This is a genomic window from Aureispira sp. CCB-QB1 (assembly GCF_000724545.1).
Lineage (GTDB): Bacteria > Bacteroidota > Bacteroidia > Chitinophagales > Saprospiraceae > Aureispira.
Window position 1 is genome coordinate 104,216 of the sequence record NZ_JHBV01000014.1, and the last position, 15,528, is coordinate 119,743.

General features: G+C 35.8%; 8 protein-coding genes. 5 read left to right on the top strand and 3 right to left on the bottom strand.

Translation table 11 applies throughout. The features are described 5' to 3' along the window. The first annotated feature begins 148 nt into the window (after positions 1 to 148). The gene (locus CG11_RS05500) at positions 149 to 2,380 is read left to right on the top strand and encodes a prolyl oligopeptidase family protein (protein ID WP_081909472.1); all 2,232 of its coding nucleotides are present in this window, start codon (positions 149 to 151) and stop codon (positions 2,378 to 2,380) included. Between the two features lie 91 nt (positions 2,381 to 2,471). Here CG11_RS05500 and CG11_RS05505 read toward each other — a convergent pair whose 3' ends face one another. Continuing rightward, positions 2,472 to 2,948, bottom strand: a complete 477-nt coding sequence (locus CG11_RS05505; protein ID WP_052593951.1) for a hypothetical protein — start codon at positions 2,946 to 2,948, stop codon at positions 2,472 to 2,474. Positions 2,949 to 3,491: 543 nt separating this feature from the next. Between CG11_RS05505 and CG11_RS05510 the strand changes: the two genes are divergently transcribed. Further along, positions 3,492 to 4,586, top strand: coding sequence for a serine hydrolase (locus CG11_RS05510; protein WP_052593952.1), 1,095 nt, complete (start codon positions 3,492 to 3,494; stop codon positions 4,584 to 4,586). Positions 4,587 to 4,731: 145 nt separating this feature from the next. Here CG11_RS05510 and CG11_RS05515 read toward each other — a convergent pair whose 3' ends face one another. Both CG11_RS05515 and CG11_RS05520 read right to left on the bottom strand, forming a co-directional pair. Continuing rightward, positions 4,732 to 7,572, bottom strand: coding sequence for a T9SS type A sorting domain-containing protein (locus CG11_RS05515; RefSeq protein ID WP_052593954.1), 2,841 nt, complete (start codon positions 7,570 to 7,572; stop codon positions 4,732 to 4,734). A gap of 264 nt (positions 7,573 to 7,836) precedes the next feature. After that, entirely contained in the window at positions 7,837 to 10,656 is a 2,820-nt protein-coding gene (locus tag CG11_RS05520) for a T9SS type A sorting domain-containing protein (RefSeq protein ID WP_052593956.1), read from the bottom strand. Between the two features lie 694 nt (positions 10,657 to 11,350). On the opposite strand from CG11_RS05520, the gene CG11_RS05525 reads away from it, so the two are divergent. From CG11_RS05525 to CG11_RS05535, 3 genes are read left to right on the top strand one after another with little or no spacing between them, the layout of a single operon-like run. Continuing rightward, on the top strand, positions 11,351 to 11,872 hold the full coding sequence (locus CG11_RS05525) for a sigma-70 family RNA polymerase sigma factor (protein WP_052593958.1): 522 nt from the start codon (positions 11,351 to 11,353) through the stop codon (positions 11,870 to 11,872). Between the two features lie 52 nt (positions 11,873 to 11,924). Then, the gene (locus CG11_RS05530; protein ID WP_052593960.1) at positions 11,925 to 12,779 is read left to right on the top strand and encodes a FecR family protein; all 855 of its coding nucleotides are present in this window, start codon (positions 11,925 to 11,927) and stop codon (positions 12,777 to 12,779) included. 8 nt (positions 12,780 to 12,787) lie between these two features. Then, positions 12,788 to 15,232, top strand: coding sequence for a carboxypeptidase-like regulatory domain-containing protein (locus CG11_RS05535; protein ID WP_052593962.1), 2,445 nt, complete (start codon positions 12,788 to 12,790; stop codon positions 15,230 to 15,232). The last annotated feature ends 296 nt before the right edge of the window (positions 15,233 to 15,528 follow it).

Consider the following 15,528-nt stretch of genomic DNA (forward strand, 5'->3'; position numbering starts at 1 on the left):
CCAATAAAATGAATGTTCTATGCGCACAAAATTACATACTTATTTTTGTCTTATTAACGAATAACTATTAAATTGTTGCAAGACCTTTGCCAAAATATACTTTAAGAATTGATAAAAAGGCTTTTGTACACCTAAATTAGAAAATAATATGAAATATAAGGTATTAATATTCAGCTTAGCTTTGTCTGTTGTTGCCTGTAATCAAAAAAACAAAAATAATTCAGAAACAGTAGATAGTCATTCAAAAGTACCCAATACTGTTCCTGCGCAACATTCTACAGCTTACTTGGAAGATCCTGATAATATAAAGATGAAATACCCATTGACAAGAAAAGATGCTATAGAAGATGACTTTTTTGGTGTAAAAGTCAAAGATCCCTACCGATGGCTAGAGGATGCGGTTACAGAGGAAGAGGACAAGGAGGTTAATAAATGGGTTGCTGCTCAAAGCAAATTAGCCGAGGTATACCTAAGCGGAATTTCTTATCGTGATGACATCAAAAAACGCTTGACTAAGTTGTATGACTATGAGCGTGAATCTGCCCCTTTTAAGGAAGGAGGGAAGTTATATTTTTATAAAAATGATGGGAAGCAAGATCAATCTGTTGTGTATAGAAAGGATACTTGGGATGGCGAGGCGAAGGTGTTTATTGATCCCAATACGTTTTCGGATGATGGAACGATTTCTTTGAGTGGCTTGAATTTTTCGAAAGATGGAAAATTTGCTGCTTATAGGACTTCTGAATCAGGTTCTGATTGGGGAACGGTATACATCAAAGATGCAACTACAGGAAAACAGTTGACAGATAAAGTAGAGTGGTTGCGTTACTCTGGTTTGGCTTGGTACAAAGACGGTTTTTTCTATAGTCGTTATGGCGATAATAGTGGAACAGATAAGTTCACACAGAAAAATCAATTTCATCAAGTATATTATCATAAAGTTGGCACCAATCAAGCTGATGATGAGCTAATTTTTGCAGATCGTACACAGCCCAATCGAAATTATGGGGTATCGGTAACAGAAGATGAAAGCATTTGGATTTTGACGGTAACCGAATCGACAAGTGGCAATGCTTTGTATTACAAAAAAGCAAGTGAAGAATCGTCTAGCTTTATCAAATTGGTTGATGATTTTAAACATGATTTTTATGTAATTGATAATATTGGGAACAAATTGTTGGTCTATACGAATTATCAAGCACCCAAATATCAAGTTATTGAAATTGATTTGGAAAAGCCAGCCGCTAAAAATTGGAGACCGTTGATTCCTCAGAAAAAAGGAGCAACTTTGAATGGCGTACAAGTTCGAGGTGGTCGTTTGGTGGCTCGTTATACCAAAGAAATTACCAATGTTTTGTCGGTTTATGAAATGAATGGGACTTATGTAGGAGATGTTGAAATTCCTGAAATTATTAGCAAAACAGCTCCTGTTACCTTGAGTGGAGTATCTGGTAAAAAAGCAGATGCCGAGGGCTATTTTACAATGTCCTCCTTTACATTGCCATCTACCATTTGTAAAGTAAACGTCAAGACATTAAAATCAGAAGTCTGGAAACGCCCACAAGTAGATTTTAACCCCGCTGATTATGAAATTGAGTACACGCATTATACTTCAAAAGATGGTACTTCTATACCGATTAGTATCGTATACAAAAAAGGACTAAAGAAAGATGGCAACAATCCTACGTTATTGTATGGTTATGGCGGCTTTAATATTTCTATTTTGCCAAGCTTTGCACTCAAACGTTTGCCTTTTTTAGAAAAAGGTGGAATTTATGCTGTTGCTAATATTCGTGGTGGTGGCGAAATGGGGCAAGAATGGCACGAAGCAGGTACCAAGCTAAAGAAGCAAAACGTCTTTGATGATTTTATTGCTGCTGGAGAATTTTTAATTGCACAAAAATATACTTCCTCTCAAAAACTAGCTATTGAAGGTCGTTCTAATGGTGGCTTATTGGTTGGTGCTTGTATGACACAACGTCCAGATTTGTACCGAGTGGCTTTGCCAATCGTAGGCGTACTGGATATGATGCGTTATCACCAATTTACAATTGGACATTTTTGGGCATCGGATTATGGACGTAGCGATGATTCTACTCAATATAAAAATCTGTTGAGTTACTCGCCTGTTCATAATGTTAAGCCTGCCGAATATCCTGCCACAATGGTTATGACAGCAGATCATGATGATCGTGTTGTTCCAGCGCATTCCTTTAAATTTGGTGCAGCACTACAAGATCAAAATATCGGAAAACTGCCTATTATTATCCGAATAGATCGCAAAGCAGGACATGGTTCTGGAAAGCCAATTACCAAAGTCATCGAAGAGGAAGCAGATAAAATTGCTTTCTTGATGTTTAATTTAAAAATGAAATGGTAAGTGGGTTTTCAAATAACCGATAGATAGATTGTCTATTTTTAAAGATGGAGCGATAGGAATTTCTTATCGCTCCATTTTAGTTGAGGGAGACTTATTTGTTTTTTTGCTCTGCTTTCTTTTTTGTTGGTTTTTCCCTATGTTTTTTTTGAGCAACAGCTCCTTTAATAAAAAAGTATAGAAGAACAATAAATGGAGCTAATATTAGGGTTATTCCCGCAATCCAAAGACCAGGAAGCATGAAGACAAAACCAAGGATGGTTAAGGTGATGGCAATAATAAAATAGATGGATACAATAGAAATTAATAAAGCCCAAATACCTTCGTAGTCATTTTTTTGATCTGGACGGCGGTGCTTCTTTTGTTTACTTTTAGAACGGTAAGATTGAAGAGGCTTGTGTTGTTTAGAAGAAAGTTTCCTTAGACATTTTCGTCGTTTTTTATAGGTTCTTTTCTTTGTTGTTTGATTTGTTTTTTGAATAGGAACCAAAGCAGCTTGTAAGGGGAGAGTAGGAAGAAGTAGGCATAAAACAAGAAACAAGGGGTATAGATATAAATATAAAATTTTCATAATCAAGTCAATTGGTTGTTAATGTATTAGAATCGGTTAAGCTAGGAGGTTCAAAAATAAAGCCAAAAATTGAATGTTTGTTCAATTTTTGAATATTTGTTTAATCTAAAGTAAGAAATAGGTTACTAGGAGAGAGGATGAGTTGTTTATCGCAAGACTTAAAGAATAAGAATGTCAAATTGGAGCTATTGTAAACAGAACGATGATAATGAATAGAATGATAATGAATTTTATTTATTTTGTAGCGTACTTCAATAGTTCGTTGAAACCACGCAGTAGCAGCGAAGCTAAACTAATATAAATGTGCTTTTTTATCTTTTTGGTAACTAAGCTTGCGATCTCACGACCGCAGGGAGCTAAAAAAGTAAAAAACTAAGCTTGCCGAGTAGGCTTGTGCTAGTAGCACAAAAGCCCAAGGTCATGAGCGAACCGAGCATAGCGAGCTCACGACCAAAGGGAGTAACAAAGCGAACTACCACGAAGTAGCACCGTAGGTAATCAACGAACTACTAGTACTTAAAACGATTACTAAAAACAGCCATTATGTTAAAGCCTCACTTTTCTATTGCACATTGTTGCCTATTTATTTTACTCCTAATTACTTTAGATTCTTGTACTTTAGGTCGATTTGTGTTTTATAATTTCGCAGACATTCAAGATCATAAGAAATTTCCTAAAAGAGTATTAGAGAAACCAACAACATCCTTCTCATTCGAGAAACGTCCTAACAAAGAAGGCGCAAAAATAGATAGCTTAGAAGCTATGTTAGCAAAGAATAAGACAGTGGCTTTTATGGTTATTAAGAATGATACCATTATCTATGAAAACTACTTCAATAAATACGAAGAAGCTTCTATTGTACCTTCTTTTTCTATGGCAAAATCAGTTTTGTCTATTCTAATTGGTTGTGCTGTAGATGATGGATTAATTCAGTCAATAGAGGAACCAATGACGAATTATGTCCCAGAGTTGAAGCAAAATGGTTTTGAAAAAGTAACCATCAAGCACTTGCTTCAAATGACTTCTGGATTGAATTTTAATGAAGGTTATTTTAATCCTTTTGGACATGTGGCAACATTTTATTACGGACTGAATTTGAGAAAAAATATGAGCAAATTAACCTTAAAACAAAGCCCAGGTAAAAGCATGGAGTATGTCAGTGGCAATACTCAGTTGTTAGGGTGGGTATTGGAACGGGCATTGAAAGGGCAAAGCATAACGAATTATTTGCAAGAGAAAATATGGAATCCTTTAGGAATGGAGTACGATGCTAGTTGGAGTATTGATAAAAAGAAAAATGGGATGGAGAAAACATTTTGTTGCCTCAATGCAAGAGCGAGAGATTTTGCTAAAATTGGTCGTTTGTATCTAAATGAAGGAAATTGGCAAGGACAGCAAATTGTATCAAAAAATTGGGTACATCAGTCCACTCGATACGATTTTTCGGATGGTGCGGCTAGAGACTATCAATACCAATGGTGGATTCCCAGTCGATATGGGGATTTTATGGCGCAAGGAATACTTGGACAATACATTTATGTTAACCCTCAAAAAAATCTAATTATTGTTCGATTGGGAAAAAACTATGGAAAGGTAAATTGGACAGACTTTTTTATGAGTATTGCTGCCCAAAATTAAAAAGCTTGGTGACCTCCGTCACCAAGCTCGCGATATATACACTAAATCCTCCTCCAAGAACTAAGTGAACTATTTTTTTTGGCAAAAATTAATTTCTACACAAATTTAAGTATTATACATTATAAAATAAAAAATATTTTCATTTTTATTTTAAAATAATGAATTGTGTTTCTTGTTGACCACTTATAAACGTACTTAAAACATAAGTTCCAGCTGATAAATGTTCCAAATTTGCCTCATAATTGACGTTTTGCCCTGTTTTTTGGGCAAATTCATAAACTACTTGTCCTTGTAAATTATATAGGGTAGGGCGCAGTGATTGCTCTGAAGCTAACTCAAATACGATGCTAAATTGACCATTAGATGGATTTGGGAAGATGCTCAACGAATTTTTATTGTCCATTTCAATTGTTTGAGTGCTAGAGACAACACTAATGTTAACGGTTGCTGTTTGTGTACAGCCATTAGCATCTGTTACTAAAACAGTGTACGTTCCCGTTGTTAAACCTGTCGCTACATCACTGGTTTGCTGATTGGCATCATCCCATTGATAGGTATAAGGAGCCGTGCCTCCTGTCGCGGTAACGCTTGCGCTACCATTAGAAAAAGCTGCTGTTGTTAAGACAATTGGATCTGGTTCCGTTAGGTTTACATTGACTGTTTTGCTTAGTCCATTGGCATCAACAACGTTAAATTGATAATTGCCTGCAACATCATTTACGATAACAGCGCCTATTGGCATGGTAGAAGGAACGCCATTGATTGTATACGGCGCAGTACCTCCCATCAAGATAATATTAACAAGACCAGAATCGCCATTACATTGAGGAAGTTGATAGAAACTTTGAGGGGATGTAATAAGACCATTTAGGTATTCTGTGGCGCCCATATCAACGGTGTTGTTGTTGATACGAGGAGAGCCGTAGTTGTCGGTGTTAAAAATAGATGGAATACTATCATTGTTTCCAGCGTCAATAGCAGGAGAGGTGTTTTGTAGGGTTAAGTCTCCAAACATAGTACTTGTAAAAAGTGGATCACTGTCTAAGTTATTGGCTCCTGATACATCAGGCGATAAGATGACATTATTATCGATATTGCCATCAAAATAAATTGAATAATTTAGATCCACCAATGTATTAGCAGTTGTGATTTCGTGGATTAAAGGACCTGTTGTTGGTTGAGATTGCCAAAAAATAGAATTGCTAATATTGGTAATGGAAGGGGCTGAACCTCCAACATTTTGGTTGTATGCAACAAACGATTTTCCGATAGTGGCTTCTTGATCTAGGAAGCTAGAGTTGGTAATTTGAGTGTTTAAAACGCCACCATTAAGTATATCGTTGCAAAGAGCTCCTCCGAAATTATCAGAACTATTGCGAGCAAATATATCGTTGATATAGGCTGTGTAGGACCAACTAGAATCGGAACGATTAAAAACAGCTCCTCCTCTAAAATTCACCATATTGCTAATATAACTATTCGAATTAGATAGGAAATAAGAAGTTGCTCCTAAGATAGCTTCTTGAAAAATAACTCCTCCATCGGCAGTACTAGAAATAGTTCCATTAGAAAAGATAACAAAGTTTTTTTCAAATAAATGATTGATACTAGCATTGGTCGTTGTATTGTAAATAACTCCTCCGCTTACACTACCACACCCTTCTACGGTATTACTAGAAAAACTCAAATCTAGTATACTAAAAGAGTCAACTGAATTGTACAAGACACCACCAGATTTATACGAAGAAATGGATGTGAATTTATTATTTTCAATATTTAAACCAACGATACTATTGCTAGCTTGATTGTAAAAAATACCTCCAGAACTATCTGCTTCGATGGTGTTAAATAAGTTGTTGTTGATATTCAAGTTACTACTACCATTGTTATGAATGGCATAAAAAATACCACCATCTACAGCTCTATTGGTCTCAAATTCATTATCCTCTGCTGTTAAGTTGTATGTCCCTTGTGTGTTATTGGTGTAGATAATTCCGCCATTTTTGATAACTTGGTTACTGGAAGTTTTGTTAGAAGAGAAATTAACAGAAGCGGTACCACTACTGAGAATATTGTTGTAACAAACACCGCCATTATTAGCCATATTAATTTTGAAGTAAGAGTTGTTTAAGGTCGCCTCTATGTAGCCATTATCTGCATTGTTATACAAAACAGCTCCATCTTCTGTACAAGTGTTGTTTTCATAGCTATTATGAGTTAAATTAATGTTGATTACTCCTGAGGCTGCATTGTTGTAACAAACCGCTCCGTATTGAGCACCATTAAACTCAAATAAACTTGCATTTACTAACAAATCGGCAGCACCACCTTGGCTACCATCATTGTATATAGCTCCTCCATGATCGTCAGCATTATTGTGTTTGATAATGAGTTGGTTTAAATGAGGATTAGAACCATTGCCCATACCTTGACCGTTATTAAAAATACCAGCTCCCGAATTGTGTGGGAAACTAGCGCCAGATGCCTGCCCTTGCTCAATGATAAAACCGTCTAAGACAGCGCTATTGGTAATCGGACCATTGGCAGTTGTTCCATCAAAATAAACCACATGAAAGGCATTGTCGGTAGGATCTAAAGAAAGTCCAATGTCTCCACTTAGAATGGTTTGATGTGCCTTGTTGCGTTGCGAGAAGAGAGTTTCAGTGCCTTGGAATTGACCGTGTATCGTAATATTTTTGCTGATATAAAATGTTTTTTCTCGGTCAATTGTACTTCCTGAGTTATCTGTATCGACAGCAAGCGTGGGGTAATAGGTTCCTGCTGCTACCCAAATGCTATCTCCTGCATTGGCAGCATTAATAGCAGGTTGAAGTTCTTGAAAAGCATCTGCCCAAGAAGTACCATCATTAGCACCTGAAGCGTTGATGTTTACATATATTTTGTTTTGAGAAAAAGCATTAAAATTCATCGAAATGAATAGGAGAAAGAAGAGTGTAGTAGGGGTAATAAACTTAGTGTTTGTCATGATTTTGAATAATGATTTTTATTTTGAAATATTTACTAGCTAAACCGAGTAAAAGAAAGAGTACCCTACCTTTTTTTGTTTTTTTTAGGCGGTTGTTCTTAGAATTTATAAGTGTTTTTTATGTGGTTTTTGTTTGAAAATCAGATGGTTGTGGTTGTTTGTTCTTTGGGCTGATTTTTTCCTTTTTAGTAGGGAAAGAATATTGTACTATGTGGTCGTTAACAGGCAATAAGTAATTTTTATCTATTTAAATCTGGGACTTTATTAGTTTAAAACAATGAATTGATGCTCTCGTTTTTGGTTAATAAAAGTGCTTAATAGATAGGTTCCCGCAGGTAACTGTTTTAAGTCAACTTCGTAGTTGATATCTTGACCTGTTTTTGCTGGAAATTTATAAACACATTGCCCTTGTAGATTGTACAAAACGGGATGAATTTGTTGTGCAGAAGCTAAGTTAAATACAACTTGAAATTCACCGTTGCTAGGGTTGGGGAAGATACTCAAAGTATTTGCTTCGTCCATTTTAATTGTTTGAGTGTTGGAAATAATACTGATATTAACGGATGCTGTTTGCATACAACCATTAGCATCTGTCACGCTGACAGTATATGTTCCTGTTGTTAGACCTGTTGCAACATCACTTGTTTGTTGATTGTTGTCGTTCCATTGATAGGTATATGGGGCTGTACCGCCACTAGCTGTAACACTTGCACGACCATTAGAAAAGCCTTCAATACTCAATACAATAGGATCGGGCTCTGTAATATTGATATAAATCGTATCTGTTTTTCCAAGACTATCTTCGAAGTTGTATTGATATGTACCAGCTGCTAGACCAGAAAACGTATTAAAAACGGGATCAAGATAGGTGACGCCATTGATTTTTAAAGGAGGGGTAGCTCCCAAAGTTTTAAATGAAACTTCTCCGTCCATGAGACCATTGCAAGATGTTTGTTCGTGACCTAAAAATCGTATTTCACTGTATAAATTATTGATAGTTTCTAGTGCTCCTAAGTCAATAATTGTATTGTAAATACGAGGCTGACCATTGTTGTCAACTGTAAAAATAGAAGGAATGCTATCGTTGTTTCCTATATCAATAGCAGGAGAAAGGGCGGCTAAAGTCAAATCGCCACTTGGTTCGTTATTGAATAAGGGATCTCCCTCAATATTGTTGCTGCCAGTAACTCCGAAAGGTAACGTAACTATTCCATCTGGGTTGTTATCATTATAAAGCGAATGGGTAAGGTTAATTTGCCCACCATTGGTATTTATTTGAGAAAGAGCACCACCTAGGTGATAAAAAATACTATTGCTAATAGAGATTGTATTGACACTAGAAAAGGCAAAACTACTAATTGAACGAGCTCCTGTAGAAGCATAATTTTCATTAAAAGTGCAGTTGATTATTTGGGTGTGAAGGGCACTATTCGCTTCTCCTTTATGGTAAAAAACACCGTCGTGTTCACTTCTGTTAACATGTAAAATATCGTTGACTAGAGTGGTGTTTCCTGTGGCTGCATTGTATTGATTAAAAAACACCCCTCCTTTGTTAATCGCTTGGTTAAAGACATAGTCATTGCCAACTGAAAGCAAATTGCAAATAGAGCCAGAGCGAGTATTTAGAAAAGATACAGCACCATTAAAAGCTGTATTGCCAGTAATGGAATTATTTTTTAACTGAATGTCTAAGCTAGAATTGTTAGTCAACATGTCGTAAAAAATTCCTCCTAAACTTGCATTATTAGATTCGAATTGGTTTTTGATGATTTCAAGTTGGAAAATACTACTAGAATCTCCGTTGTTAAAAAACACCCCTCCATTTCCATTGGCGGTTGTATACTCAACTTTATTTTGAGTGAAGAACATATCTTGCCGAGAGGCTTGGTTGGCTGTTGTATAACAAATTCCTCCAGAAGAATTAGAACGATTGTTTTTAAATTCGTTGGTCGATAGATTGATGGTCGAGTAGGCGCCATTATTGTTAGTATTGTAAAAAATGCCTCCTAGATTGCTGCTATTATTATTGCTAAAAGTACTATTATTGATAGTAATTGTTGTGTTACTGGCACTTGATTGATTGCAAAATACTCCTCCGTGATTTACAGAAAGATTGTGCTCAAAAAAAGAGCTATCTACCATAATATTGAGACGACTATTGGTAGCAATATGATTATAGTAGACAGCACCATCATAAGCTGAATTGTTGTCAAATTTAGTTTTCATTGTAACAATATCAAGCCGACCACTGTTAGTTGAGGAACTGTAAAGCCCTGCCCCAGAATGTGTAGCGGTGTTGTTGGTAAAAGAACTGTTGTGAATAGATATATTTACAACCCCAGCATTACTGTTATTAAAAATGGCACCCCCATTTTGAGCAGTATTAGAATGAAATAGAATCTGTGTTAAATAGGGATTGCAAATGCCGCCTTGAGAACCATCGTTATACAAGGCTCCTCCTTGTGCACTAGCAGAGTTGTGATGCAGGAATAAGTTTGTTAATACAGGGTTGCATTCATTGCCAATGCCTTGACCATTATTAAAGATACCTGCTCCTACATTGTGTGGAAAGTTGGTGCCAGAAGCTTGTCCTTGTTCTATGATAAAACCATCTAAAACAGTATTGTTGGTAATTGTACCATTAGCAGTAGTTCCATCAAAATAAACGACATGAAAGGCATTGTCAGTAGAATCTAATGGACTTCCAATGTCTCCACTTAGAATGGTTTGATGTGCTTTGTTGCGTTGAGAGAAAAGAGTTTCGTTCCCTTGAAATTGACCATGTATGGTAATATTTTTGTTGATGTAGAATGTTTTTTCTTGGAAAATTGTATGCCCTGAGTTGTCTATATCCACGGCAAGAGTGGGATAGTAGGTTCCTGCGGCTACCCAAATGCTATCTCCTGTATTGGCAGCGTTAATGGCAGGTTGAATTTCTTGAAAAGCATCTGCCCAAGAGGTGCCATCATTCGCACCCGAAGCATTCCTATTTACATATATTTTATTTTGAGCAAATGCCTCGAAAGTGATGAAAGTTAATAGGAAAACCAGACCAAAAGGGGAGGGGAATTTAATGGTTGTCATAGTTATACGGTAATCATTTTTGTTTTGAAATATTTAAAAGTTAAACCGCATGAATGAACAGAGTACCCTACCTTTTTTATTTTGAGAAAAAGAAAACCTTGGAATTTAAACGTGTTTTTTTGTGTAGCTTGTGCTTGATAATCAGGTGATTGTTTTTTGAGGTGTTTTTTGATTTTTGCTGTTTAGATAAAAAGATTCGATAGCTCACTATTGCTAAAAAGAGTATGTGCATCTAACATTAGGTACTTGATTTGTTTACAATAATGAACGGATTTTCTCGTTTAGGAGTAGCGAAAAGGAGAAAAGGTTTGTATTGTATTAAGAGAATAAATTTGATCGTTGTTATAGTTGTTGGATAGTAATTTTTGTTTAGAAATAGTTTTAAACAGCTTCCTAAAACCCAACTAGAGAATGAAGAACTGATTGTTTTTATTTTTTATTAATTTTGTCATGAATCTAGTTCTTAAATAATCATTGGTGTAAGTAGTTTGATGGGAGGGATAATCTCAAAAAAGAACCTATTTTTTTATACAAAAAGTAGGGGGGGAGATATATCAAGCGGTTAGGAGTTATATAACTATTGTTCTGGAGTTGAAAATAATTGGAGATTGGTAAGAGAATGAGGAGTTGATGGAGAATAGTTATTAGATGACAAAAGTAGTGCATACAATCACCACAAAAAAATAGATAGGTTTTGACCAAAGAAGAATTTCAAGCTTGTTTTGATAAATACTTTGATGCCATTCGGAATTATCTCTATTATCGTTCTGGAGATACCGAGTTAGCCACAGATTTGGCACAAGATGTCTTTATGAGAATATGGGAAAAGCAAATGGTTTTGGAAGAAGGGCGCATCAAAGGCTTGCTATACAAAATGGCGAGTGATACGTTTATTTCTCATTTGAGAAAGGTAAAAGTAAAGAACGAATATTTGCAGTCGATGCCGTTGGCATTTAAGACAGAACCTACCGAAGGGACAATGGATTATGAAATCCTAAAAAGGCAATATGAAAAAGTACTATCCTCATTGCCAGAAAAGCAACGAGTTGTTTTTCTAATGAGTAGAATGAATGGTTTAACTTACCAAGAAATTGCTGATCGATTGATGATAAGCGTTAAAGCCGTTGAGAAGCGTATGCGTAATGCTTTGGGCAAATTAAGAATGGGGCTTCAGGTAACTATGTTGCTCCTATGTTTTTATTTCTTTGGACTATAAGTACGATAAATTATAAGTCACATAGTTCATTAATTTTAGAAGTAACGTAAAAATGGAAGAAAATAAAGATAGAGATGCCAAGTTTGAGGAACAATTAAAACTGTTTGAAAATATGGAAGTTCCTTATAAAAGGACCAAAGAGGAGGTCTGGGAAGCGATGACCCAAAAAATGACCTCGCCTCCTTCAAAAAAAATTATTCCGCTCTACTTAACTCGATGGGCTGCTGCTGCCGTTATATTAATTATATCAGGGCTTGGTTTTATGCGCTTTTATACAACCAATGTTTATTCTGCTAATGGAGAACATTTGGCGCATACATTGCCAGACGATTCTGTTGTGCGATTAAATGCTGGTTCTAGTCTATCTTATGCACCTTATTGGTGGGTGTTTGAACGTGCTGTATCGTTGGATGGAGAAGCATTTTTTGAGGTAGAAAAAGGCAATCGTTTTGTTGTCAATTCTGATTTGGGGTATACAGAAGTGTTGGGGACCAGTTTTAATATTTATGCTAGAGATACGATCTATCAGGTTTTTTGTAAAACAGGAAAAGTTGGCGTCCATGCGACCAATTCAGATCAATCTATTGTGCTGACTCCTAACGAAAAAGGAGTGTTGAAAAATAATGTATTGACGAAAGAAGTTAAGAAAGATGGCATGTCTAGTATGGGGTGGATGAATGATAAGTTTTATTTAAATAATATTGCTTTTAAAAGAGCAATAGAAGAGGTAGAACGCCAGTTTGATGTGACCATAGAACTAGACAAAAACTTGGAACAGGAACCTTATTCTGGCTTTTTTGACAAAGAGAAACGTATTCAAACTGTCTTGGAGATTATGACGGAATCGCTTGATTTAGAGTTGACCAAAAAAGATGACAAGACTTATAGCATAACATCAAATTATTAAAAAAAGGATTGAAGCCACCACTCTCTAAAATTGTTTTACTCTTTATCGTATTATTATATGCATCTTCCAAAAGTTATGCTCAGCAAATCAATCTGTCTGTCAAAGCAAAACCTTTGGGCGAGGTATTGGGAAGTTTACACCAAGAGTACGATGTTCAAGTTTCTTTTAATGCTCAATTGTTGAATGAATGCCTAATAACGGTAGATCAGCAATTTGAATCTCCTAACGAAGTTTTAGAGTATTTAACCAAACTTTGTAACTTCAAGTACAGAGTGATTGATGGCGTTTTTGTGATTAGCAAAAAGCGTTCTATATCAAAGGAAATGCGTTCGCTCAAACAAAAATATACTTATCAAGGGAAAATTATTGACAAAGAAAATAAAGGCCATTTGCCCTATGCAACAGTTTTGATTGATAATACACGGATAGTGACCGATGTAGAAGGAAATTTTACCTACCAATCCGAAGAAAACAAAGCAAAACTGTTGGTGTCTTATTTGGGGTATTTTGTAAAAGATACGCTTGTCAAAGCAAAGCGAGGCTTCTTGATTGAATTAGCACCTTCTATTACGGAACTGCAAGAAGTAACGGTATTTTCAAATCAAAAAATTAAAACAATTAATTCAGAAGACAGATCTGGCTTGGCAAAATTGAATAACCGTCAAACACCATTTTTGCCAGGAAACAATAAAAATAGCTTGTTTTCTTTTTTGCGTTTGCAACCTGGTGTCATGGCATCTGGTGAGCAAAATAATGGTTATATTTTGTGGGGAGGACAGAAGGGAGAGACGCATATTTTATTTGATGGGATTACGATATTCAATACAAGCAATTATAATAATAAAATAGGCGCAATTAATCCTCTGTTGATTCAAGATATTGAGATCTTAAAAGGTGGATATAATGTAGAAATTGGCGATCGCTTGGGAGGCGTAGTTAATATTACAAGTAAGCCGGGTAACGTGGATACTTCTACCACAGAATTATTGGGAACACACAATTCATTTAATGCTTATATGAATTTAGACCTCAAGAAGCAGTCAAGTTTGCAACTTGGCATTCGTATCGTTGTACCAGATATTTTTGCATCTATTAATATACGACCAACGGCTTTTTTTTCGGATTTGACAGTGAGGTACGCCAAGCAGTTTAAGGATGGCAGTTCTTTACGTTTTACATCGTTGGTTAATGTCGATGCCTCGAATGTTCCCAAAAAACATTATTTAGCAGACTATTGGTATATCAATCAATTTAGACTGAGCAATTTGTACGGAGGAAATTTGAACTATATCAAACCTTGGAAAAATATTGGTCAAACACAATTTAGTCTTGCTTATTCTGAATTTATGACGGATTATTATGTTCGCCATTATGACTTGTATGTTAATGGAACAGGTCGGTTAGAACGCATTGGCGAACAGCATTTTTACAACAGTGTTCGAGAAGTTTCTGCCAAAGTGGTGCATAGACTACCTGCTTCTCGGTACCACCAACTGTCCTTTGGTCTCAATTTTACTTACAATAGCTCTCTAATCAACCATGGTATTCTCAAACGATTTGAAGGCGTTCAGCAAAAGAACAATCGGCTTGGAGCCTATGTTAAAGATGATATTAGCTTTTCTAAATGGTTTACGCTTAGATTAGGAATTCGAGCGGACCTACCTCTAGAGAGCTATACAAAACTGTTGATACAACCAAGAATTGAAGCGATATTTACTCCTGTGTCACAATGGAAAATTAATTTGGCGCATGGTGTTTATAATCAATTTTTGAGTGAGACAACTATTGTTGATGTTTATCGAAATTATACATACCATTGGTCTTTGACCAATAATAAATACCATCCTGTCCCTCAAGCAACCCATACCGTTATCGGGGTATCTGGTCGTTATAAATATTGGAATTGTCGCCTAGAAGCTTATTATAGACGTACCAAAAATACCTTGCAGTACTGGGGGGATAGTAACAATCAAATTATAGAAACCTCTTTTGGGAAGCATTATAATTATGGGGTAGATGTTAAGTTTGGGGCACACTACAAAAATCAGCAAATATGGTTGGCATATACCTTGAGCAAGGCAGAAGTGCAATTGAATAAAAACCAGCCCCCAACTAGAGCGCCACAAGATCAACGGCACGAATTTAAAGTAGCAGGAATGTTTAATGTAGGTCGATTTTTTTGGTCTATTAATTACGTTTATGGAAGTGGCTTCCCAAACAAGCATAACTTAACATCCAATAACAACATACGCTCGTATAGTCGATTAGATATTGGTAGTTTTTATCGTTTTAGAGTTAAGGAGTTAAGTGTTGATTTTGGTTGTTCTGTGCTCAATGTCTTAAATACTTATAATATTCAATACAACAATTGGGCAAATTTTTTGCAAGATGGGGAACAATATATTCAAGCCATGCCACGAAACTTTACATTCTTTGTTCATTTTAAATTTTAGCGTGTTAAGAAAGAATTACTCTTTTAAACGTTAATTAGGTTGATAATTATTATAGTTGGTTTGATTATTGGACGAGGTGATGATGATGAATTTTTGCTCTTTTTTGTAAGTAGTCAAAAAAATAAAGGAAAAAATGGATATGCTTTTTTATCTTTTGGCTAACTAAACTTGCTGCTTAATAGGGTAAAACGACAGCAGGTCATGAGGGGAACTAACCTTGCGATCTCATGAGCGCAGCGAATAATAATCAACAACCACAAAATAGCGGCGCAGCTAACTACTATATACTCAATAAC

Coding starts and splice junctions, on each gene's coding strand:
- CG11_RS05500 (WP_081909472.1), top strand. CDS start 149: ATGAAATATAAGGTATTAATATTCAGCTTAGCTTTGTCTGTTGTTGCC.
- CG11_RS05505 (WP_052593951.1), bottom strand. CDS start 2,948: ATGAAAATTTTATATTTATATCTATACCCCTTGTTTCTTGTTTTATGC.
- CG11_RS05510 (WP_052593952.1), top strand. CDS start 3,492: ATGTTAAAGCCTCACTTTTCTATTGCACATTGTTGCCTATTTATTTTA.
- CG11_RS05515 (WP_052593954.1), bottom strand. CDS start 7,572: ATGACAAACACTAAGTTTATTACCCCTACTACACTCTTCTTTCTCCTA.
- CG11_RS05520 (WP_052593956.1), bottom strand. CDS start 10,656: ATGACAACCATTAAATTCCCCTCCCCTTTTGGTCTGGTTTTCCTATTA.
- CG11_RS05530 (WP_052593960.1), top strand. CDS start 11,925: ATGGAAGAAAATAAAGATAGAGATGCCAAGTTTGAGGAACAATTAAAA.